The organism is Thalassobacillus sp. B23F22_16 (genome assembly GCF_043496955.1).
GTDB classification, from domain to species: Bacteria; Bacillota; Bacilli; order Bacillales; family Halobacillaceae; genus Thalassobacillus; species Thalassobacillus devorans_A.
Window position 1 is genome coordinate 170507 of the sequence record NZ_JBIEKD010000002.1, and the last position, 22463, is coordinate 192969.

20 protein-coding genes are annotated in these 22463 nt (G+C 42.8%); all 20 read left to right on the forward strand.

Annotated elements, in window-relative coordinates:
- Positions 1 to 6: 6 nt before the first annotated feature.
- The 20 genes from dapA (at position 7) to ymdB (ending at position 22384) form a co-directional block, all read left to right on the forward strand.
- Entirely contained in the window at positions 7 to 879 is an 873-nt protein-coding gene (dapA, locus tag ACGTNI_RS03415; RefSeq protein ID WP_394460066.1) for a 4-hydroxy-tetrahydrodipicolinate synthase, read from the forward strand.
- Between the two features lie 148 nt (positions 880 to 1027).
- A complete protein-coding gene (locus tag ACGTNI_RS03420) occupies positions 1028 to 1771 on the forward strand; it encodes a ClpP family protease (protein WP_082412051.1) in 744 nt (247 codons plus the stop codon).
- Entirely contained in the window at positions 1771 to 1980 is a 210-nt protein-coding gene (locus ACGTNI_RS03425; RefSeq protein ID WP_085508364.1) for a YlzJ-like family protein, read from the forward strand. Before ACGTNI_RS03420 ends, ACGTNI_RS03425 begins: the two co-directional genes overlap by 1 nt.
- 177 nt (positions 1981 to 2157) lie before the next feature.
- Entirely contained in the window at positions 2158 to 4476 is a 2319-nt protein-coding gene (locus ACGTNI_RS03430) for a DNA translocase FtsK (RefSeq protein ID WP_394460069.1), read from the forward strand.
- A gap of 243 nt (positions 4477 to 4719) precedes the next feature.
- The gene (locus ACGTNI_RS03435) at positions 4720 to 5445 is read left to right on the forward strand and encodes a GntR family transcriptional regulator (RefSeq protein WP_085508368.1); all 726 of its coding nucleotides are present in this window, start codon (positions 4720 to 4722) and stop codon (positions 5443 to 5445) included.
- 117 nt (positions 5446 to 5562) lie between these two features.
- Positions 5563 to 6681 (forward strand): BMP family lipoprotein, encoded by a 1119-nt coding sequence (locus tag ACGTNI_RS03440; RefSeq protein ID WP_303393603.1) that lies wholly within the window; start codon positions 5563 to 5565, stop codon positions 6679 to 6681.
- Positions 6682 to 6902: 221 nt separating this feature from the next.
- Positions 6903 to 8429, forward strand: coding sequence for an ABC transporter ATP-binding protein (locus ACGTNI_RS03445; protein ID WP_394460072.1), 1527 nt, complete (start codon positions 6903 to 6905; stop codon positions 8427 to 8429).
- Positions 8429 to 9475 (forward strand): ABC transporter permease, encoded by a 1047-nt coding sequence (locus ACGTNI_RS03450; RefSeq protein ID WP_394460074.1) that lies wholly within the window; start codon positions 8429 to 8431, stop codon positions 9473 to 9475. Before ACGTNI_RS03445 ends, ACGTNI_RS03450 begins: the two co-directional genes overlap by 1 nt.
- A 1-nt stretch (position 9476) precedes the next feature.
- Positions 9477 to 10436, forward strand: a complete 960-nt coding sequence (locus ACGTNI_RS03455) for an ABC transporter permease (protein WP_085508375.1) — start codon at positions 9477 to 9479, stop codon at positions 10434 to 10436.
- 307 nt (positions 10437 to 10743) lie between these two features.
- Positions 10744 to 12033, forward strand: a complete 1290-nt coding sequence (yfmF, locus tag ACGTNI_RS03460; protein ID WP_394460076.1) for an EF-P 5-aminopentanol modification-associated protein YfmF — start codon at positions 10744 to 10746, stop codon at positions 12031 to 12033.
- Entirely contained in the window at positions 12033 to 13325 is a 1293-nt protein-coding gene (gene yfmH / locus ACGTNI_RS03465) for an EF-P 5-aminopentanol modification-associated protein YfmH (protein WP_085508379.1), read from the forward strand. The genes yfmF and yfmH overlap by 1 nt, the downstream gene beginning before the upstream one ends.
- Before the next feature lie 2 nt (positions 13326 to 13327).
- Complete coding sequence (gene ymfI / locus ACGTNI_RS03470) at positions 13328 to 14050, forward strand: elongation factor P 5-aminopentanone reductase (RefSeq protein WP_085508381.1); 723 nt, start codon at positions 13328 to 13330, stop codon at positions 14048 to 14050.
- A gap of 96 nt (positions 14051 to 14146) precedes the next feature.
- On the forward strand, positions 14147 to 14407 hold the full coding sequence (locus ACGTNI_RS03475) for a DUF3243 domain-containing protein (protein WP_085508383.1): 261 nt from the start codon (positions 14147 to 14149) through the stop codon (positions 14405 to 14407).
- A gap of 219 nt (positions 14408 to 14626) precedes the next feature.
- Positions 14627 to 15418, forward strand: a complete 792-nt coding sequence (locus tag ACGTNI_RS03480) for a DUF3388 domain-containing protein (RefSeq protein ID WP_062445900.1) — start codon at positions 14627 to 14629, stop codon at positions 15416 to 15418.
- Positions 15419 to 15438: 20 nt separating this feature from the next.
- On the forward strand, positions 15439 to 16368 hold the full coding sequence (locus ACGTNI_RS03485) for a helix-turn-helix domain-containing protein (RefSeq protein WP_176224033.1): 930 nt from the start codon (positions 15439 to 15441) through the stop codon (positions 16366 to 16368).
- Positions 16369 to 16484: 116 nt separating this feature from the next.
- The gene (gene pgsA, locus ACGTNI_RS03490) at positions 16485 to 17063 is read left to right on the forward strand and encodes a CDP-diacylglycerol--glycerol-3-phosphate 3-phosphatidyltransferase (RefSeq protein ID WP_085508388.1); all 579 of its coding nucleotides are present in this window, start codon (positions 16485 to 16487) and stop codon (positions 17061 to 17063) included.
- Positions 17063 to 18337 (forward strand): competence/damage-inducible protein A, encoded by a 1275-nt coding sequence (locus ACGTNI_RS03495; RefSeq protein WP_085508389.1) that lies wholly within the window; start codon positions 17063 to 17065, stop codon positions 18335 to 18337. The genes pgsA and ACGTNI_RS03495 overlap by 1 nt, the downstream gene beginning before the upstream one ends.
- Positions 18338 to 18473: 136 nt before the next feature.
- Complete coding sequence (gene recA / locus ACGTNI_RS03500) at positions 18474 to 19517, forward strand: recombinase RecA (RefSeq protein ID WP_085508390.1); 1044 nt, start codon at positions 18474 to 18476, stop codon at positions 19515 to 19517.
- Between the two features lie 329 nt (positions 19518 to 19846).
- On the forward strand, positions 19847 to 21412 hold the full coding sequence (rny, locus tag ACGTNI_RS03505; RefSeq protein WP_085508391.1) for a ribonuclease Y: 1566 nt from the start codon (positions 19847 to 19849) through the stop codon (positions 21410 to 21412).
- 174 nt (positions 21413 to 21586) lie between these two features.
- A complete protein-coding gene (gene ymdB / locus ACGTNI_RS03510) occupies positions 21587 to 22384 on the forward strand; it encodes a 2',3'-cyclic-nucleotide 2'-phosphodiesterase (RefSeq protein WP_085508393.1) in 798 nt (265 codons plus the stop codon).
- The last annotated feature ends 79 nt before the right edge of the window (positions 22385 to 22463 follow it).

Sequence of the window (22463 nt, forward strand, 5' to 3'; positions counted from 1 at the left end):
TGCACGATGAATTTCGGCAGAGTATTGACAGCAATGGTCACCCCATTTGACCATAAGGGTAATATAGATTTCGATAAGACAACAAAACTTGTCAACTACCTGATCAATAATGGTTCAGATGGGCTGGTCGTTGCAGGAACGACAGGCGAATCTCCAACCTTGTCATCGGAAGAGAAAGTTGCATTATGGAAGCATACGGTGGAGGTGGCGGACAAACGAGTGCCTGTCATCGCCGGCAGTGGCAGCAATGATACACATGCTTCCATTGAGTTAAGCAAAAAAGCAGAACAAACTGGTGTGGACGCTGTCATGCTGGTTACTCCTTACTACAATAAGCCGAATCAACGTGGGCTCTATGAACACTTCAAGAATATCGCCAATGGAACAAACCTCCCTGTAATGTTATATAATGTTCCAGGTCGCTCCATTGTATCAATATCTGCTGAAACAGTAATAGCACTCTCAAAGATACCTAATATTGTTGCTATTAAAGATGCAAGCAGAGATATTGAATCCATTTCAGAAATGATCGAGTCTACACCTGATAACTTCCATGTATATGGCGGGGAAGACAGTCTCACGTTGCCTATCTGCGCCATTGGTGCAGCAGGAATTGTCTCTGTATCTTCGCATGTCATTGGAAATGAAATGCAGGAGATGTTAGCAAAATTCGATCAAGGAGATGTCCAGGGAGCTGCAAAGATCCATCGCCAGCTCATTCCGATTATGAGTGAGATGTTCCGCGCTCCTTCACCTACACCTTTGAAGACAGCCTTACAAATCAAAGGCGTGGATGTGGGCGGGGTAAGACTTCCCCTTGTACCACTCTCTCCTGATGAACGAAAAAGGCTGGTAGAGCTCCTTAATGTGACGGTGTAACAAATCAGAAAGCACCGTATGTGTGATAGCATACGGTGCTTTTTTTGTTCGAAATTTTTAAGTTACACGTTATTCTAACCATCATACCTTATTTTGTATTGGATAATGCAGTCTGGTTCATACTAATCGTAAAGAAAGGGGTATGACTATGACAGAATTCAATAATCAGCCACAACAGCCACAAAAAGATCAGCCAGGAGATCAACCGAAAAAATCGGAGCTGGTAGAAAAAATCCAGCAGCTGGGACAATCCAATGTCCCTCAGGCTCCTGATTCAAATATTCATGTCCTGCCTATTATCGGTCAGGTAGAAGGACATTTGCAGCTTCCACCTCAAAATAAAACGACTAAGTATGAACATTTAATTCCCCAGCTGGTAGCAATTGAACAAAATCCTAAAATTGAAGGACTTGTTGTTTTACTGAATACCGTCGGAGGGGACGTAGAAGCAGGGTTAGCTATCTCGGAAATGATTGCATCTCTATCCAAGCCTACGGTATCCATTGTCCTTGGCGGAGGCCATTCAATTGGAGTGCCGATCGCTGTTTCAACAGATTATTCGTTCATTACCGAAACTGCTACGATGACCATTCACCCGATTAGGATGACCGGGCTTGTCATCGGCGTCCCCCAAACCTTTGAATACATGGACAAAATGCAGGATCGCGTAGTGAATTTCGTTACCCAGCATTCTAATATCGATGAAGACAAGTTCAAAGAATTAATGTTTGCGAAAGGAAACCTTACCCGTGATATCGGTACGAATGTAGTCGGACAGGACGCAGTCGATTATGGCTTAATCGATGCTGTGGGAGGGGTTAAGGAAGCGATGGAAATGTTGAACAAGGAGATCGATAAGAGAAAACCAGATGAAGAGCAGGTGATCCAGTAATGGTTCTCTATACACCCTTAAGTGAGACGGATATATTCCCAGCAGATCCAAACGCATACGATAGTACGGTTATCACTGCCTACAAACAAACTACTGTCAAAGCAACAAAGCTTGAAAATGGCAATTATCAGATCGTACAACTCCTATCTACCGATCCATCTGATTATTTACACCCGGACTATCAGCCAGGAATTCAATTTAACGCTTGAATGCCACCAAACACATGCTTGCCTGTGCTATAATGATACTGACTATTATTTGTAAAGGATGTCGCCTCTCAATGATTATTCATTTGGCCGGCATCCTTCTAATTTTCCGTATGTTGTAGGGGGAGAGTTTTTCTACTTCCTAAACAAAGCTTCATTATAGTAGATAGAGGTGACAGCATGGCAAAAAAAAGAAACAAGAAAAAACAGGCGAGGTTGAAAAAACAGTTAAAGGTAGAACTTCTTGGCCTGTTGTTTATATTGCTTGCCGTATTTGGCAGCGGGGCAAGTGCCATCAGTGATGGAGCAATTCCTGGTGGATTGGAACATATCTTACAATTCTTCTTTGGTGTATGGTATTTCGTAGCTTCCATCTTCCTGTTGGTGCTAGGATTATTTTTAATGATTAAAAGAAGATGGCCGGTATTTTTACATAAACGTATGACAGGATTTTATATCATTTTTCTTTCCACCATTCTATTCACACATATCCAGTCATTTGAGCGTATTCTTGCAGACTCCGGCCAGCCATCGATTTTGAAAACGACCTGGGAACACTATTTTGCTTATTTAGATGGAGATCTTCCTTTCGCTACGATTGGTGGGGGAATGATTGGTGCTGTTTTATTTGCACTCACATATTTTCTCTTCTCCGCTGCCGGGGCCAAGATACTTTCTGTATTTGGGATTATCATCGGCATCATTTTCTTAACGGAATGGTCACTTGGAACCTGGCTGGAAAATGTATTAGGGAAAATCACCGCTTTTACCAGTGAACAATGGAATTCAATAAAAACGAATCGTAAATCAAAAGAAAAAGAGGATACAAAGAAAGAACGAAAGAAAAAAGACAAGCGTGAAAAAGAAATGGATATGGAAGAAGGGGAACCACAGGTTGAAGGAATCGCTGAGAGTGAGGAGCCAATCATTCAGGACTTCACTGATATTGCTTATTCCTCTGAATTGAAGCAGCAAAACTCAGCCCAGGAAGAGCAGATATCTTCTGCTCCAGAAGAGGAAAAGGAAGAAGATCCACTCACCCAGTCATTGCCGATGACAGAAGTGGAGAATAAGGACTATCATTTGCCAGGTATGGATTTATTGGCTGAACCAACCCATAATTCCCAGTCGCAGGAACGCTCGCAAATTCAAGCGACGGTAAGGAAGTTGGAGAAGACTTTCCACAGCTTCGGCGTGAAAGCAAAAGTGACAAAAGTCCATGTAGGGCCCGCTGTAACCAAATATGAAGTTTATCCGGATGTGGGTGTAAAAGTAAGCAAAATTGTCAATTTGCATGATGACCTGGCATTAGCCCTTGCTGCAAAAGATATACGAATCGAAGCTCCGATTCCTGGTAAATCTGCTGTAGGCATTGAAGTTCCGAACACAGAAGTGGCCATGGTTTCTTTACGGGAAGTGCTTGAATCAAATTCGGCTAAGCAGGGATCTAAATTGGGATTTGCGCTAGGAAGAGATATATCCGGGGATGCAGTGCTCGGAGAATTAAACAAAATGCCCCACTTACTTGTTGCCGGTGCAACGGGAAGCGGGAAGAGTGTTTGTATCAATGGGATTATTACAAGTATTCTGATGCGTGCGAAACCGCATGAAGTGAAAATGATGATGATAGATCCGAAGAAGGTAGAGTTAAATGTCTATAATGGCATTCCTCATTTACTTTCCCCTGTAGTCACGGATCCTAAGAAAGCAGCCCGGGCCCTGAAGAAAGTAGTAGCAGAAATGGAACGTCGCTATGATTTGTTTTCTGATACCGGAACAAGAAATATCGAAGGGTATAATGAATATATCGCAAAACAGAATAAAGATAGCGAAGAAACACAGCCACAGCTTCCTTATATTGTTGTGCTTGTAGACGAGCTGGCCGATTTGATGATGGTAGCTTCCAATGATGTCGAAGATGCTATTACCCGACTTGCTCAAATGGCACGTGCGGCAGGTATCCATTTGATTATTGCTACTCAGCGACCATCCGTTGATGTTATCACAGGAATTATCAAAGCGAATATTCCGTCCCGGATAGCATTCAGCGTTTCTTCACAGACAGACTCCCGGACCATTCTCGATTCCGGAGGTGCTGAAAAGCTGCTGGGCAGGGGAGATATGCTGTTTATGCCAGTAGGTGCTTCGAAACCAACCCGTGTACAGGGTGCGTTTTTATCGGATGAAGAAGTGGAAAGGATCGTCAACTACTGTGTAGAACAACAACGTGCCCAGTATCAGGAAGAAATGATTCCAGAAGAAGAGAGCGAAGTGAAACAGGAAGTGGATGACGAACTGTATCCAGAAGCAGTTCAGCTTGTAATTGAAATGCAAAGTGCAAGTGTTTCCATGCTGCAACGGAGGTTTCGAGTCGGCTATACAAGAGCAGCCAGACTAATAGACGCCATGGAAGATAATGGAGTGGTAGGTCCTTATGAAGGAAGTAAACCGAGGACTGTGCTTGTATCCCAAACAACGGAAGAACAACAAAGCTCCTAATATAAAGACCATATGTCCTGGTACCAAGGATATATGGTCTTTTCTAATATACGGATATAGTCGCCTGCGACAGATCGCTTAGACCTATTTAATCACACTAATGGCGAAAAATTGTGTCTTATTTAGTAAAAATAATAAAATTCTATTTATTTATTACTAGTTTAATGGTATATTATTGTCTGACAAGATGTGTCGAACGTCAGATGTCAGATCTCATACGTTAGGAATATTGGAGGGAACTCTATGTCAATCAGACAGGACACCCGTCACTTATATTTACAGGTGATTGAGCAAATTAAACGTGATATTGAAAACGGTGTTTATAAAGAGAAAGAAAAACTTCCGTCCGAATTTCAATTATCAAAGAAATTGGGGGTTTCCCGGGCCACACTACGGGAAGCATTACGGATTCTCGAAGAGGAAAACATCGTAACAAGAAGGCATGGGGTCGGGACTTTTGTCAATCCGAAACCAGTATTTTCCTCAGGGATAGAAGAGCTGATCAGTGTAACAGCCATGATTCAAAAATCAGGTATGACACCCGGAACGCAGTTCCTTTCAACCGATTTCGTTGAACCGACAGATGAAGACAAGAAACGATTTGATCCGGTTACCGTACATAGTTTAGCACAAATTGAACGCGTGAGAACAGCTGATTCCCAACCCGTTGTCTATTGTATCGATAAATTGCCGGATGGTTTGATACCCGTCAAAGACGTACTGGAGAAGGATTCCATATTCGATAGCCTCGAAGAATATGCAGGCAAACGAGTCAGCTATGCTGTCACGTATATTGAACCGATTGGCTACCATGAACGTATTTCGCCGGTGCTTGAATGTGAACCTGAACAATCCCTCTTGCTTCTTAAACAAATGCACTATACGGAAATGGATGAACCTGTGTTGTATTCATCCAACTACTTCCGGGCTGATAAGTTCAGTTTCCACGTGCTAAGAAAAAGAGTGTAAGCGATTTCAATAATGTGACACATTTCATTTTAGGAGGTGGTCGCCTGTAAATCAGCAAAAAATGAAAACGTTTTTTAGTCGGAATTTTGCTAATTTTATCACAAATAGGGGGTAATTATGTTGAAAAATCGTCGTTCATTATTAATTTTAGCACTGTTGTTGGCGATCGGTATGGTTCTTGGTGCTTGCGGCTCATCTGACGGCGGCTCAGAAGAGGCAGAAGGCAATGGAAATGACAATTCTAACGGAGAAGAAGCTGCAGGGGATGATTTTTCTGTAGCAATGGTAACTGACGTCGGCGGGATCGATGATAAATCATTTAACCAATCTGCTTGGGAAGGTCTAAAGGCTTTTGGCGAAGAAAATGGCATGGAAAAAGGTCAAGGCATCGATTATGCCCAGTCTGCAAGTGATGCTGACTATAACACCAATTTAAACCGTCTGGTACGTAGTGATTATAACCTTATTTACGGTATCGGTTTCCTGCTGGCTCCAGCTATTGAGGAAGTTGCTGACCAGAATCCGGATACAAACTTCGGAATCGTTGACTCTGTTGTCGAAAAAGACAACGTGGCAAGCATCGTATTCAAAGAACACCAAGGTTCTTTCCTTGTTGGAGTAGCGGCTGCTATGAAAACTGAATCTGACAAGGTAGGTTTCATCGGGGGAGTAGACAGTGACCTCATCAATAAATTCGAAGCTGGCTTCCGCGCTGGTGTTAAATCTGTAAATAAAGATATTGAAGTAAAAGTACAATATGCAGGTGCTTTCGATGCACCGGATGATGGTAAAGCAATCGCTTCCAACATGTATTCTCAAGGAATTGATGTTATCTATCACGCTTCCGGCGGAACCGGTAACGGTGTATTCGCTCAAGCTAAAGACTTGAAGCAAAATGACGCTGACCGCAATGTCTGGGTTATCGGTGTGGACCGTGACCAGCATGAAGAAGGTCAAATCAATGACACAAACGTTACATTGACTTCTATGGTCAAGCGTGTAGATGTCGCTGTCCAGGACGTTTCAACCAATGCTATGAACGGCGAGTTTCCTGGTGGGGAAGTAGTAGAGTATGGTCTTGAAGATGATGCGATCAGTGTTGCTACTACAAACGAGGAAGCTATGACAGATGACATTAAAACTGCTGTAGAGGACTGGAAAGAAAAAATCGTCAATGGTGAAGTAGAAGTCCCTAGCACGATAGATGAAGTAAAAGAATTTGAAGATTCACTTTAATAATGGATCGGAAAGGCTGGTCAGCCAGCCTTTCCTTCTTATATAAAAACATCAAATGAAAGGCAGGCAGCCCTTTTCATTTGATGTTTTTAAAGAGAAAGATTCTAGCAGGTATTTATCTATTAAACTGCTAAAATATTTCATTACAAATAAAGAACCCTGGGATTGATATCCCAGTAGATAAAAAGGGTTACGGTCGATTAAGAAAGTGGGGGAAAACCATGAGTTATGTTATAGAAATGCTGAATATCCGGAAAGAATTTCCCGGGATAGTCGCTAACGATAATATCACCCTGCAAGTGAAACAAGGAGAAATCCACGCTTTGTTAGGGGAAAATGGAGCCGGTAAATCAACATTGATGAATGTCCTGTTCGGCCTTTACCAGCCGGAAAAGGGAGAAATAAAGGTACGTGGGGAAAGTGTCAAAATCACTGATCCGAATGTAGCTAATCGGCTTGGTATCGGAATGGTGCATCAGCACTTTATGCTAGTGGATAAATTCACAGTCACAGAAAATATCATCCTGGGAAGTGAACCTAGAAAGAAAGGTACCGTTGATATTAAGAAAGCGGAAAAAGAGGTAGAACGTTTATCGCAGCTCTATGGGCTTCGAGTCGATCCTAAAGCGAAAATCCGGGATATATCTGTTGGTATGCAGCAACGCGTGGAAATCTTGAAAACCTTGTACCGTGGTGCAGAAATCCTGATCTTTGATGAACCTACTGCTGTGTTGACACCACAGGAAATTAAAGAGTTGATTGAAATCATGCGTGCGTTAATTCGTGAAGGAAAATCAATCATTCTTATCACTCATAAACTGAAAGAAATCATGCAAGTCTGTGACCGATGCACCGTCATCCGAAAAGGAGAAGGGATCGGTACAGTAAATGTGCCAGATACCAATCCGAACGAACTTGCTTCTTTGATGGTTGGTCGGGAGGTCACTTTCTCCACAGAAAAGCAACCTGCCCAGCCAAAGGAGGTCACCTTAGCTATCCAGGATCTTAACGTGAAGGATGCGCGCCATGTCGATATGGTCAAAGGGTTGAACTTGAAAGTTAATGCAGGTGAAATAGTGGGACTGGCTGGTGTGGATGGGAATGGCCAATCAGAATTGATTGAAGCTATAACAGGTTTGAGAAAAGTGGATAGTGGTGAGGTTATGCTGAATGGTAAATCAATTACCAATCTGACACCAAGGAAAGTCACAGAAGCAGGTATTTCACATATACCTCAGGACCGTCATCGGTTCGGTCTGGTACTTGATTTCCCCATCGGTGAAAACATGGTGCTGCAAACCTATCATCACGAACCTTTTTCAAAAAAAGGCGTCTTACGCTACAAAGAGATCTATAACAAAGCCAAAGCGCTTATTGAAGAATATGATGTGCGGACGCCTTCTGTCTATACGAAAGCTCGTGCTCTTTCTGGGGGGAACCAGCAGAAAGCCATCATTGGCCGGGAAGTGGACCGCTCCCCTGACTTGATTATCGCTGCACAGCCTACAAGGGGATTAGATGTAGGGGCCATTGAGTTCATCCATAAGAAATTGATCGAAGAACGGGATAAAGGACGAGCAGTCTTGCTATTATCGTTTGAATTGGATGAAATTATGAATCTGAGCGATCGGATTGCAGTCATGTTCGGTGGCAGCATAGTAGCCGAAGTGAAGCCGGAAGATACGACCGAACAGGAACTCGGTCTGCTCATGGCGGGCAGTAAACAGCAGAAGGCTGGTGGTCAGTGATGTTTTCCAATCGTTTAGTAAATATATTAATACCACTTATATCCGTATTTTTAGGCTTATTGGTTGGGGCATTCATCATGCTTGGCTTTGGATATAATCCTTTAACTGGGTATCTTTCTTTATGGGAGGGAGCCTTTGGGGATTCTTACTTTTTTGGCGAGACTTTAAGACAAGTTACCCCGTACATTCTGTCCGGGTTAGCCGTGGCATTTGCTTTTCGTACCGGACTTTTTAATATCGGAGTGGAAGGACAGGTAATTATGGGCTGGCTTGCATCTGTGTGGGTTGGGCTTGCAATTGACGCACCGATGATCACCCACCTGCCATTAGCTATTCTTGCAGCTGCTTTAGCTGGTGCAGCCTGGGGATTCCTCCCCGGGTTATTAAAAGCTAAACTCGGAGTCCATGAGGTTATTGTAACGATTATGATGAATTACATTGCTTTATATACCTCGAATGCATTAGTCCGAAATGTCATTAGTGACGGCCAGGACCGTACCGAACGTATTCCGGAAACCGCCTCGCTTACTTCAGAATGGCTGGCTGCACTTACTCAATACTCCCGGCTCCATTACGGTCTGCTGATTGCTTTGTTCGCAGCCGCAATCATGTGGTTTATTTTAAATCAGACCACTCGTGGTTATGAGTTGAGGTCGGTTGGTTTCAATCAGGATGCTTCTCGCTATGCTGGAATGAATGTGGGTCGTAATATTATTTTATCCATGGTTATTTCTGGTGCGTTTGCAGGACTTGCAGGCGCAATGGAAGGGATCGGAACATTCGGTTACCAATCAGTAAAAGGCGGGTTTACGAATATTGGATTCGACGGAATCGCCGTTGCCTTGCTTGGCGGAAACGCAGCGGTGGGTGTTGTCCTTGCTGCTATACTATTCGGCACATTGAAAGTAGGAGCATTGAATATGCCGACAAGTGCAGGTGTCCCTACAGAATTAGTAGATATCGTAATTGCCATGATCATTTTCTTTGTAGCATCCAGTTATATGATCCGTTGGTTCTTACTGAAAATGAAAAAGGAGGGGAAATAAAATGGGTTTTTTAGATATTTTACAATCAATCATAGGCCCGGCTATTTTCTTTTCAGCCCCTCTGATTCTTACTGCTATCGGCGGCGTATTTAGTGAAAGGTCCGGTGTTGTAAACATCGGCCTGGAAGGTCTAATGGTAATGGGTGCGTTTGTCGGGATTGTTTTCAATCTGACGTTTATCGATACATTCGGTTCCTGGACCCCTTGGGTCTCCATTTTTGTAGCGATGATCATTTCTGCTATCTTCTCGATTATCCATGCGATTGCCTCGGTTACTTTCCGTGCCGATCAGGTAGTGAGTGGTGTAGCAATCAACTTCCTGGCCCTTGGACTAGGTCTGTTTTTAACCAAACAATGGTACGATAAAGGTCAAACAGACATGGTGAGCAGACCGTTTTATACTACAGATGTTCCGCTTTTATCGGATATTCCGATTATTGGTCCATTGTTTTTCTCAGGTATGTATTTGACCTCTTACGTTGCTATTGCATTGGCTTTTGTAGGCTGGTATGTATTGTATAAAACGCCATTTGGTCTCCGTCTGCGCTCTGTCGGGGAGCACCCGATGGCTGCAGATACTAACGGTATCAACGTTTCTAGAATGCGTTATGTCGCTGTCATGATATCAGGTGCAATGGCAGGGCTTGGTGGTTCCGTATTCGCATTGACGATTGCGCTGAACTTTTCTCACTCTACTATTGTAGGTCAGGGTTTCATGTCTCTTGCGGCTGTAATCTTCGGAAAATGGCATCCGCTTGGAGCAATGGGAGCAGCGTTGTTTTTCGGTTTCGCCCAAAGCCTGAGTATCATCAGTTCAGGTGTGCCGTTACTGCAGGATGTCCCACAAGTATTCTTGCTCATCGCTCCTTATGTATTGACGATTCTGGCACTGGCAGGGGTCATTGGCCGTGCCGAAGCTCCAAAAGCGATCGGCACCCCTTACATCAAAGGCAGTCGTTAATCACAACAACTTGCCGGTTAACTGACAGCCCTGAGTACAACTAAAATGAGTATGAGCCCGAAAAGGTTCATACTCGTTTTTCTTTTAGCATAAGTAAAAGGAGTCTTAATGTTTAGCGGCTGGAAATTAATCATACATTAAGATAGGTAATTTGAAAATCAACAGCAAAGTTTAAGCAGGGGAATACTTTTTACTTTTTCTCATGAATCACGTAGGATAATAAATGGAACAAATTTTTTAGAATGGATAAATATAGCTTGAAAATGTAAAAATAAAAAGAAGCAGTTTGAATGAGGAGGACGGGATGATGAAGATTACAAAAGAAAAAATGTTAGAAAAACAAGGGTATCGGTTACATATCCTTCCGAGTAAAAAATACAAAACCATTAACATAGTGGCAAAATTCAAGTCCGAATTGAAAAAAGAATGGATGACCAAGCGGGCTTTATTACCGATGGTATTGCAAAAAGCCACCCAGGACCATCCGAGTCCACGTCAGCTCCAATCCGCCTTGGAAAATTTGTATGGCACGATTTTGAGCAGCGATGGAACTAAAAAAGGCGAAAACCATGTGATCAGCTTCCGGATGGAGGTAGCCAATGAGGCTTACTTGAATGACCGGACACCACTGCTCGAAGAAGCATTACGGCTTTTCCATAATGTCCTTTTCAATCCGAAAAGCGAAAATAATGCGTTTGATGAGAAAATCTTCAACAGGGAAAAACAGACGCTCGAGCAAAAGATAACATCCATAAAAGATGACAAAATGAGCTATGCTAATATGCGTCTGATTGACCATATGTGTAAGGATGAACCATATGCTTACCATGTGCATGGCTATCCTGAAGACCTTGAAAAGTTAACGGCAGCTGATTTGTACGAATATTACCAGACATTCATCAATCATGACTTGCTCGATGTCTACATCACTGGGGATGTGGATGAAGATGAAGCAGAACGATTGATTGATAAGTACTTTACAAGAGAAAATGCCTCCAACCAGGCACTTATTGAGAAAAAAACAAACACCCAGCCTGTTGATGAGTCGAAAGAAATTATTGAAGAAGATGAACTAAACCAAGGGAAACTCCATTTGGGTTTCCGTACCCATACAACATTCGGGGATGAAGACTACTATGCTTTACAAATTTTCAATGGGCTATTCGGTGGTTTCCCTAGTTCTAAACTTTTTATGAATGTCCGGGAGAAACACAGCCTTGCCTACTATGCTGCTTCCAGGTTTGAGAGCCATAAAGGACTTCTCCTGGTATTCAGTGGCATCGCACCAGATGTATACGAACAGGCGAAATCCATCATTCTGGAACAAGTGGAAGCGATGCGTAATGGGGAATTTACAGAAGAAGAGGTAGAACAGACAAAAGAATTGGTCGTCAACCAGCTTCTGGAGACGATGGACAGTGCCCAAGGGCTTATTGAAATTCTGTATCATCAAGTGTTGTCCGGCCATATGGTAGAGGCGGAAGAACTGATTGAGAATATTCGCCGCGTAACCATGCAAGAAGTAGTGGATATGGCAAAGAAAATTGAATTAGATACAATCTACTTCCTGACTAGCAAAGAAGGGGGAGAAAAATAATGAAAGAACTCGTTTATGAGCAGCTGAAAGAAACAATTTATACAGAGACACTGGATAACGGACTAAAAGTTTTTTTATTGACAAAACCGGATATGGTGAAGACGTTTGGTATCTTTGCAACCGACTATGGTTCCATTGACCAAACGTTCACTCCTCTCGGAAAGGATGAGACGGTTACAGTTCCAGAAGGCATTGCTCACTTTTTGGAACACAAACTTTTCGAGAAAGAAGACCGTGATGTATTTCAGGACTTCACAAAGCAAGGAGCATCTGCGAACGCATTTACTTCTTTTACGAAAACAGCCTATCTGTTTTCAGCAACCAGCAATATTGAAAAAAATGTTGAAACTCTTTTGAACTTTGTACAAGATCCGTATTTTTCCGATCAATCCGTCGAGAAAGAAAAAGGAATTATCGCTCAGGAAATCAAAATGTATGATGACCAGCCGGATTGGCGTTCTTTCTTCGGTACCATCCAAAGCCTTTTCCATGAGCATCCAGTACGCGTAGATATTGCGGGCACAGTGGAGTCGATCGATGAAATTACCAAAGAAGATCTTTATACGTGCTATGAGACATTTTATCACCCATCCAATATGACATTGTTCATCGCAGGGAATTTTGACCCGGAAGAAATGATGAAGCAAGTCAAGGACAACCAAAATGCTAAGGAATTCGCGGAAGCCCCATCTATCCATAGATCCTATCCAGAAGAACCAGAAAATGTGGCCAAAGCCTTCGAGAAAATCGAAATGCCTGTAACCACTTCCAAATGCATGATCGGCCTTAAAGAAAAAGTAGCAGGTCTGTCTGGAAGAGACATCCTCCGTGCGGAACTTCTATCCAGTATGATTCTCAGCCACTATTTCTCAAAAAGCGGAGAATTTTATGAAGAGCTATACGAAAATGACCTGATTGATGACAGCTTCCATTATGAAACGGACCTCGATCGTCAATTTGGCTTTACCATTCTTGGAGGAGATTCCAGAAACCCAGATGAATTAGCGAAACGTGTAAAGGAAATGCTGCACCAATTGAAAGAGCGCCACATTTCACAGGAAGACTTTGAACGTATGAAAAAGAAAAAAATTGGCCAATTCCTACGCGCCATGAATTCCATGGAGTTTATCGCTAATCAGTTTTCGCACTACCATCTGCTTGGCATCGATCTTTTTGAAGTACTGCCTGAAATCGAAGCGTTGACAATCGAAAAAGCGAATGACTTTCTGGAAAATTGGATTCACGAAGACAGGATCGCTGTTTTCCAAGTAGTACCTCCGCAAGCGGACTGAAAATGACACAATCTAATATTCTAATAGTGGGGGCAAGTGGTGATATTGGCAGTGCTATTTGCCGTGAATTAGCAGGAAAAGGATACAACCTTTTCCTTCAGTTTCATGCAAACAGCAGGATTATCCAGCAATTGGAAGAAAACATTCCGGAAGCCCAATGGCTTGGGGCTGTGCAGGCTGACTTAACAACCGCTGCTGGTATCCATCAGTTTCTTGATCAGCTGAATATTCATCTTGATGGCGTGGTCTTTGCCGGTGGGCGAGCTTTGACTGGAATGTTTCAGGACATGACAGAAAAAGATATGGATGATTTGTATCACCTTCATGTCAAAACACCTTGGATGATTACAAAGCATCTGCTCCCCTCCATGGTTCGTCATCAATACGGCCGTATTTTGGTCATTTCTTCCATTTGGGGAGATGTCGGCGCCAGTATGGAAGTGTTGTACAGCTCTGTAAAAGGGGCCCAAAACAGTTTCGTGAAAGCGCTGGCGAAAGAAACAGCTCGCAGTGGAGTTGCGGTCAACGGAGTAAGCCCGGGATTCATTGATACAAAAATGAATATAGAGCTTGATGACGAAGAGAGGGCTTTATTATTCGATGATATTCCTACCGGTCGACCGGGTACCCCGGAGGAGGTCGCCAAAGTAGTCGGCTTCCTGTTGAGTGAAGATGCCAGTTATATTAATGGCGAAATCATTAAAATCAATGGCGCATGGAGTTAATCCCTAGAAAATTTTTCTTCTGACTCTTCTTTTGCGTATAATACTCTCCTTTTTTCTAAAACTAAGGATGTATTTTTAAACAAAGGAGGAAACAGTATGTCTGTACTTGACAACTTTGAATCATGGAAAGATTTTTTAGGTGATCGATTGCACCAGGCTGAAGGTCAAGGGATGAATCAGAATGCCGTATCAGAAATTGCTTATGAAATTGGCGGCTATCTGGCAAAGCAAGTAGATGCAAAGAACGATCAGGAAGCGATTTTGCGTGATCTATGGAATGTGGCTGACAAAGAGGAACAGCACGCCATCGCAAATATGATGGTGAAATTGGTACAAGATCAAGGTACCCAACGCTGAATACATCTTTGATCTAGAAAGCCGCGCTGCCCGACAGCGCGGCTTTTATCTGCTTATGCCACAATTTATGTCAAATGGGTTTTCATCATGTCGAATCGTGGAACTCATCAAAATATACAAACATTCCTTTTCTAATATATGAAAATCATTTATTATAAAAGAAGGGTTGAAGCAGGTGCAGGACAGTTACATATCATTTCATTCCAGAGGGGTTGTAATATGGAAAAAAAAGAGTGGTATCTGGAATACGAAATTCAGTATAACCGACCGGGACTACTAGGTGACATATCTTCATTATTAGGTATGTTAGCGATTAATATCATTACGATCAATGGTGTCGAAAATTCTCATCGGGGAATGCTTTTATTATGTAAAAATGAAGAGCAGATTGATCGGTTGAAATCGATTGTGAAAACAATGGATACCATTAAGATTACAAAATTGAGAAGGCCTAAGCTCAGAGATACGCTGGCTGTACGTCACGGCCGCTATATTCATAGCGATGTCGATGATCGAAAAACATTTCGATTTATCCGGGAAGATTTAGGTTTGCTGGTAGATTTTCTGGCCGAGCTTTTTATGAAAGAAGGACATAAGCTGGTCGGCATAAGAGGAATGCCACGTGTAGGAAAAACAGAGTCCATCGTCGCTTCCAGTGTCTGTGCGAATAAACGCTGGCTGTTCGTTTCCAGCACGCTGCTGAAACAAACAATTCGAAGCCAGTTGATTGAAGATGAATACAGTGAAGACACGCTATATATCATAGACGGTATTGTTTCCACACGCCGTGCGAATGAAAAGCATTGGCAGCTGGTTCGGGAAATCATGAGGCTGCCTGCCACCAAAGTGGTCGAACACCCGGATATTTTCGTCCAGGAATCCGAGTATAAAATGGAAGATTTCGATTATATCATCGAATTAAGGAATACAGAAGACGAAGAAATAAAGTATGATACAGTAGAAAAACCGCAGCTTTCACCAAACGATGGTTTTTCCATGTTCGATTTTTAAAGTAATGGATGGTGTTATACATGGACCTCGGTACTCGCTTGAGAGAAGCGCGAGAATCAAAAGGCTTGTCATTGGAAGAAATACAACAAGTCACTAAAATACAAAAACGATATTTACAAGCTATCGAAAAAGGAGATCATAGCACCCTGCCTGGAACATTTTATGCCAGAGCTTTTATACGAGAGTATGCTGCGGCAGTAGGTCTGAATCCTGATGAAGTGATGGAGGAACATAAAAACGAATTGCCTGCGTCTCCTCAGGATAGCAGTGTTGCCTATAACCGAGTACAGCGTTCCAAGGAAGAAGCGTCACCAGCCAATAGCAATTTTTCCAGAGTATTTCCGACTATCATTACCATCATATTGATAGGGGTTATCATTTTTGCTGCGTATTTCTTTCTTTCCCAGCTGAATTCAAATTCAGGTGGGGATTCAGGAGATCAGGGAAGTGGAGAAGATGAAATTATCATTGATAATTCCGTTGAAGAAAATAACTCAGGCGATGAAAATTCCGAAGAAACAGACGATGCAGCAGATGATAACCAAGCCTCCGATGATAGTGCAAACGAAGAGGATGAAGCGGCTGAAGAAACTAATGAAGATAGTTCTGAAGAACAAGAAGAGCTTAACGTGGAAGTGACGGAGACAGGGTCAGGTGGTTTTCCTCAACACACGGTAGAAATATCCCAAGTAGACGAATTGGAGCTCACGATCGAAGTGAGGAACGATAGTTATCTGGAAGTCATGAAAGAACCGAATGGGGAAACATTAATTGACAGTAAAATCTATGGGAAAGATGACTCACCGATCACAGTTGATGTAAGCGAGGAAGAACAGATTTTCATTAAAACAGGCTTTGTGCCAGGAACTACTGTCAAACTCAATGAGCAGGAAATCGAGTTTCCAGTGGAAAATATGCAACAGAAACTTCTTATTAAAGTAGCTGAATAAATAAACTGCAGGGAAGCTGTTCCTAGTAACACAAGGTGTCGTCTTTGACACTTGTACCCTTCTTACTGGAACAGCTTTTCTTCATCATGCCGGAAGACAATAGGAGTGGATGGAAAATGAATATACCGAACAGAATTACGATTTCACGAATTTTATTAATACCGATTTTTATTATATTGATGAGTGTACCCTTTAACTGGGGCGAAGTGACTATGGGGGAAAGAGAACTTCCCTGGTCCCATTTGGCAGCTGCCATTTTGTTTATCATTGCTTCGACTACGGACTGGGTAGATGGCTATTATGCAAGAAAACATAATTTAGTAACCAACCTTGGTAAATTTCTTGATCCACTTGCTGATAAATTGCTGGTATCAGCCGCCTTGATTTTACTTGTAGAACAAGGTCTTGCTCCGGCTTGGATTGTCATCATTATTATCAGCAGGGAATTTGCTGTTACAGGACTCCGTCTTGTAGCGGCAGGTGAAGGAATTGTATTAGCAGCAAGTAATATGGGGAAATGGAAAACTACCCTTCAAATTGTAGCGATAGCCGTATTGCTGCTCCACAATTGGCCATTTGCTTATGCTGGATTTCCGTTTGGAACCATCATTTTATATGCTGCGATGATTATTACGGTCATTTCAGGCTATGATTATTTTGCGAAGAATTGGCATGTAATGAGGGATTCTAAATAATGAAGACAGTAAAAGCGGAAATCATAGGAATTGGCACGGAGTTATTACTAGGACAAATCGCTAATACGAATGCGCAATGGATTTCTTCCCAGCTGGCTGCCCAGGGGATCCATGTCTATTTCCACGGGGTGGTTGGTGATAACTTCAGCCGCTGCGTCGAAACTTTTGAGGCGGCTCAGCGCAGGTCTGATCTTGTTATTGTTACAGGGGGGCTCGGCCCGACGGAAGATGATATGACCAGGGATGCAGCACAAAAAATCTTCGCCCAAAAACTTATCGAGGACCCGGAAAGCGCCAGGCGAGTGGAACACTTCTACCTAAAAAACAACCGTCCTATGTCACCGAACAACCGTAAGCAGGCCCTTGTATTCGAAGATGCGAAAGTGCTTCAAAATGAAGAAGGCATGGCGCCGGGAATGATGGTGGAACATGAAAATGTGCTTTGGGTATTTCTCCCTGGTGTTCCTTCTGAAATGAAGTATTTAATGAAAGAACATGTACTCCCTTATTTCCAGAATTATTTTCAGTTACAAACCGAAATCGTATCTGAAATGCTTCGTTTTATCGGGATAGGGGAATCCCAGTTGGAACATGAACTTCAAGATTTAATCAGCAGCCAGACGAATCCGACTATCGCTCCTTTAGCTTCAGAAGGAGAGGTGGGATTAAGGTTAACATCAAAAGGGGATACAGAAGAAGAAGCGCGAGCTATGATTCTCTCGTTAAAGAACGTCATTCTTTCCAAAATGGGCGACTATTATTATGGTTCCGATGATATAACCATCCAGCAGGAAGTTCTTACTTTATCAAAAGAAAAGCAATTGACGATAGCTGCAGCGGAAAGCCTGACAGGCGGCAGGTTCATCGATGGCCTCATTACGTTACCTGGAGCTTCAAGCGTCTGTGAGGGGAGTGTCGTGACCTATACTCCTGACATGAAAGAAAAGATGCTTGGTATCCCGGGTGCCCTTATCAAAGAGTATGGAACAGTAAGTGAGGCATGTGCAAAAGCGATGGCTGTGAACATAAAACAGCTCGTTAAATCAGATATCGGGATCAGTTTTACAGGAGTGGCAGGACCTGATTCGAGTGAGGGCAAAGAACCAGGGACCGTGTACATCGGTATCCAAATCAACAATGAGCCTGCCGAAGTGTATCACTTTCATTTTAATGGAACCAGGGAGACGGTACGTAACCGGAGCGTGAAGAAAGGCTATGAATTACTTTTTCATCGTTTGAAAAAAGATTTATCATCCAAAAAAAGCGGGCAATAACCAGCCTTTTCCTGAAGGAAGCAAGAATTATCGTCATCATAACGCATGAAAAAAAGGGAACATTCATTCGCTTTTTAGTTGGCAAATCATCTAAAACAAGTTATTATAAGGATAGCAAAGCTGAAAGGGGAATATTATGAGTGATCGTAAACAAGCGTTAGATATGGCGCTTAGACAAATTGAGAAACAGTTCGGTAAAGGCTCTGTCATGAAATTGGGGGAGCAGGCTGAGCAAAAAGTCAGTACGGTTCCCAGTGGTTCGCTGGCACTTGATGTCGCACTTGGTGTAGGCGGCTATCCACGCGGGCGTGTCGTTGAAATATATGGACCGGAATCTTCCGGTAAAACAACTGTTGCGCTTCATGCGATTGCAGAAGCTCAACGCCAGGGAGGACAAGCAGCTTTCATCGATGCTGAACATGCCTTGGACCCTGTCTATGCGAGGAACCTTGGTGTTGATGTTGACGAACTTTTACTATCCCAGCCGGATACAGGGGAACAGGCTTTAGAGATTGCTGAAGCGCTTGTTCGCAGTGGTGCTGTCGATATGGTAGTTGTCGATTCCGTTGCTGCTTTAGTGCCCAAAGCTGAAATCGAAGGCGAGATGGGTGATTCCCACGTAGGTTTGCAAGCGCGTCTGATGTCTCAGGCATTGCGTAAGCTTTCCGGTGCCATCAACAAATCAAAGACGACAGCTATCTTCATCAACCAAATTCGTGAAAAAGTCGGTGTTATGTTCGGTAACCCGGAAACTACGCCAGGTGGACGGGCATTAAAATTCTATTCTTCTGTACGTCTGGAAGTGCGCCGTGCAGAAACGCTGAAGCAGGGTAATGATATGGTCGGGAACAAAACACGGATCAAAGTTGTGAAGAACAAAGTTGCACCACCTTTCAAGCAGGCAGAAGTGGATATCATGTATGGTCAGGGGATTTCCAGCGAAGGGGAACTGATTGATATCGGTTCTGACCTGGACATTGTCCAGAAGAGCGGATCCTGGTACTCCTATAACGAGGAACGTTTAGGCCAGGGACGTGAAAACGCCAAGCAGTTCCTGAAAGAAAACCCTGATGTCTATCAAGCTATCAATGATCAAATAAGAAGACATTATGGTATGTATGAAGGGGAAGAAGGCGAAGACGCCTCTAATGAAGCGAATCAAGAATCACTGGATGTATAAACCATAACGTGCAGTTCAATTGTCGGGGATAGTAGCACCTGTCCCCCTCGGTTGAACTGCTTTTTTTATGCAAAAAACTTACATGTTCCTTGCTGCAACACCTTAAGAAACATGGAATATTTTTCCATGAGTAGCTGAAACTTAGCAGAAACAAGGAAAATCAAGGAATATATATTTGACGATTCCTTGACATTACCATTTCACAAGCTTAAAATTAACGTGTATCATTTTCATTTTTTTATACACCTATTAAACAATGTTTGTCTGAAAATGAAACGTATGTACATGCCGACAAATTGTACAATTTCATAGCAAGAGGAGGTGAAATCATGGATAATTTGGTATCCCTGCTCATCTTCATTTTGCTTGCCCTGATCGTCGGTATTGTTGTTGGGTATCTCATTCGGAAATCCATAGCGGAAGCGAAGATTTCAAGTGCAGAAGAACTGGCGAAACAGATCGTAGATGAAGGTCGCCGTAATGCAGAGGCAGCTAAGAAAGAAGCCCTGCTGGAAGCGAAAGATGAAAATCATCGTCTGCGCCAGGATGCAGAAGACGAAATTCGCGAACGTCGTATGGAACTACAAAAGACAGAAAATCGTTTAATGCAGAAAGAAGAAAACCTCGATCGTAAAAGTGAAACGCAAGATAAGCGTGAGCTTACGCTCGAGAAAAAAGAGGAAACTCTTACCGAAAGACAACAACAAATTGAAGAAATGGAAAGCAAAGTGAAAGCTATGCTGCAAGAGCAACAAACTGAGCTTGAACGCATTTCCGGCTTAACTTCAGACCAGGCTAAACAGATTATTTTAGAACGTGTGGAGCAAGAAGTTTCTCATGAATCTGCTCTCATGATCAAAGAAGCAGAGAATCGTGCCAAAGAGGAAGCGGATAAGAAGGCGAAAAGCATTCTTTCACTTGCCATGCAGCGTTGTGCCGCTGATCATGTAGCGGAAACGACGGTATCGGTTGTAAACCTTCCAAATGATGAAATGAAAGGACGCATCATCGGACGTGAAGGTCGAAATATCCGGACACTGGAAACATTGACCGGAATCGACTTGATTATAGATGATACGCCGGAAGCAGTCATTTTATCAGGTTTTGATCCGATTCGAAGAGAAACTGCTCGGATAGCTTTAGAAAAATTGGTTCAGGATGGACGGATCCACCCGGCCAGAATCGAAGAAATGGTTGATAAATCAAGACGCGAGGTGGATGAATACATCCGTGAAGTCGGTGAACAGACCACATTCGAGGTCGGTGTACATGGCTTGCATCCTGACTTGGTAAAAATTCTTGGCCGTTTAAAATATCGTACAAGCTATGGTCAAAATGTCTTAAAACACTCGATGGAAGTAGCGTATCTCTCAGGACTGCTTGCAGCAGAGCTGGGGGAAGACGAAACATTAGCCCGCCGTGCCGGCCTTCTGCATGATATCGGAAAAGCGATTGATCATGAAATTGAAGGCAGCCACGTAGAAATCGGGAAAGAGCTGGCAGTGAAGTACAAGGAAAATGAAGTAGTGATCAATGCGATTGCATCCCACCACGGAGACGAAGAACCTACTTCTATTATTTCGGTACTTGTCGCAGCAGCTGATGCTCTATCTGCAGCACGACCAGGTGCCCGCAGTGAAACGCTTGAAAATTATATCAAACGTCTGGAAAAGCTGGAAGAGATCTGTGAATCTCATGAAGGGGTTGAAAAATCCTTCGCTATCCAGGCAGGTCGTGAAGTACGGATTATGGTGAAGCCAGATGAAATCGATGATGTCACAGCTACTAAAGTGGCTCGAAGCATCCGTAAACAGATTGAGGATGAGCTTGACTATCCAGGTCATATTAAAGTGACTGTCATCCGTGAAACGCGATCCGTTGAATATGCTAAATAAAAGTAAAGTGGCCGTTACGGTCACTTTACTTTTTTATACTTTAAGAGAGTGTACCTATATTAAATGCTTAAAGTATTGCAAATCCTGGTATTCCCTTTGCATGACCCAGCTTTGACAACGGAGCCTTCCTGTGTGAAACTGAATCTGAATATATAGTGAGAAAGGATTAGGTTAATGAAAATATTATTTATCGGTGATGTGGTCGGATCACCTGGAAGAGATATGGTCCAGGAATACTTACCGAAACTGAAAGCGAAATATCAACCAGTAGTGACCATTATCAATGGAGAAAACTCCGCATCTGGAAAAGGAATAACGGAAAAAATTTACCGCAATTTTCTTGAGTGGGGAGGAAATGCAGTAACATTAGGGAATCATGCATGGGATAAAAAAGAAATATTTGATTTTATCGAAGATGCCGAATATATGGTGCGGCCTGCCAATTACCCGGAAGGGACTCCCGGTAAAGGGATTACCTATGTCAAAACCAACCATGGCGAGGTGGCAGTACTTAACCTGCAAGGGAGAACATTCCTATCACCAAATGATGACCCATTCCGCAAAGTAGATGAGTTAATAGAGACAGCTAAGAAGCGGACCAATATCATCTTTTTAGACTTTCACGCCGAAACAACCAGTGAAAAGCAGGCAATGGGCTGGTATGTGGATGGCAGAGTCAGTATCCATGTCGGTACCCATACCCACGTGCAAACATCTGATGAACGAATCCTTCCTGGAGGCACAGGTTACATTACCGATGTCGGGATGACTGGCCCTTACGATGGCATCCTCGGAATGGAGCGAGAAGCTGTGATCAAACGGTTTCTCACAAACCTCCCTGTACGTTTCGAAGTCCCAAAAACGGGTAGAAAACAACTAAGCGCAGTATTGGCAGATGTTGATGAAGCCACAGGAAAGGCAAAGAAACTCCAACGGATCATGATTAACGACGATCACCCTTTCTTCGGCTGATTATTTGAACTTTTCTAAAAATTCCTTCATAATGAAAAGGAATATTCTTCATCTCCAAGAATATAGTAGTTATGGAACA

Coding starts and splice junctions, on each gene's coding strand:
- ACGTNI_RS03450 (WP_394460074.1), top strand. CDS start 8,429: ATGTTTTCCAATCGTTTAGTAAATATATTAATACCACTTATATCCGTA.
- ACGTNI_RS03430 (WP_394460069.1), top strand. CDS start 2,158: ATGGCAAAAAAAAGAAACAAGAAAAAACAGGCGAGGTTGAAAAAACAG.
- recA (WP_085508390.1), top strand. CDS start 18,474: ATGAGTGATCGTAAACAAGCGTTAGATATGGCGCTTAGACAAATTGAG.
- ACGTNI_RS03455 (WP_085508375.1), top strand. CDS start 9,477: ATGGGTTTTTTAGATATTTTACAATCAATCATAGGCCCGGCTATTTTC.
- ymfI (WP_085508381.1), top strand. CDS start 13,328: ATGACACAATCTAATATTCTAATAGTGGGGGCAAGTGGTGATATTGGC.
- rny (WP_085508391.1), top strand. CDS start 19,847: ATGGATAATTTGGTATCCCTGCTCATCTTCATTTTGCTTGCCCTGATC.
- pgsA (WP_085508388.1), top strand. CDS start 16,485: ATGAATATACCGAACAGAATTACGATTTCACGAATTTTATTAATACCG.
- ACGTNI_RS03425 (WP_085508364.1), top strand. CDS start 1,771: ATGGTTCTCTATACACCCTTAAGTGAGACGGATATATTCCCAGCAGAT.
- dapA (WP_394460066.1), top strand. CDS start 7: ATGAATTTCGGCAGAGTATTGACAGCAATGGTCACCCCATTTGACCAT.
- ACGTNI_RS03440 (WP_303393603.1), top strand. CDS start 5,563: ATGTTGAAAAATCGTCGTTCATTATTAATTTTAGCACTGTTGTTGGCG.
- ACGTNI_RS03420 (WP_082412051.1), top strand. CDS start 1,028: ATGACAGAATTCAATAATCAGCCACAACAGCCACAAAAAGATCAGCCA.
- ymdB (WP_085508393.1), top strand. CDS start 21,587: ATGAAAATATTATTTATCGGTGATGTGGTCGGATCACCTGGAAGAGAT.
- ACGTNI_RS03480 (WP_062445900.1), top strand. CDS start 14,627: ATGGAAAAAAAAGAGTGGTATCTGGAATACGAAATTCAGTATAACCGA.
- yfmF (WP_394460076.1), top strand. CDS start 10,744: ATGAAGATTACAAAAGAAAAAATGTTAGAAAAACAAGGGTATCGGTTA.
- yfmH (WP_085508379.1), top strand. CDS start 12,033: ATGAAAGAACTCGTTTATGAGCAGCTGAAAGAAACAATTTATACAGAG.
- ACGTNI_RS03445 (WP_394460072.1), top strand. CDS start 6,903: ATGAGTTATGTTATAGAAATGCTGAATATCCGGAAAGAATTTCCCGGG.
- ACGTNI_RS03485 (WP_176224033.1), top strand. CDS start 15,439: ATGGACCTCGGTACTCGCTTGAGAGAAGCGCGAGAATCAAAAGGCTTG.
- ACGTNI_RS03475 (WP_085508383.1), top strand. CDS start 14,147: ATGTCTGTACTTGACAACTTTGAATCATGGAAAGATTTTTTAGGTGAT.
- ACGTNI_RS03435 (WP_085508368.1), top strand. CDS start 4,720: ATGTCAATCAGACAGGACACCCGTCACTTATATTTACAGGTGATTGAG.
- ACGTNI_RS03495 (WP_085508389.1), top strand. CDS start 17,063: ATGAAGACAGTAAAAGCGGAAATCATAGGAATTGGCACGGAGTTATTA.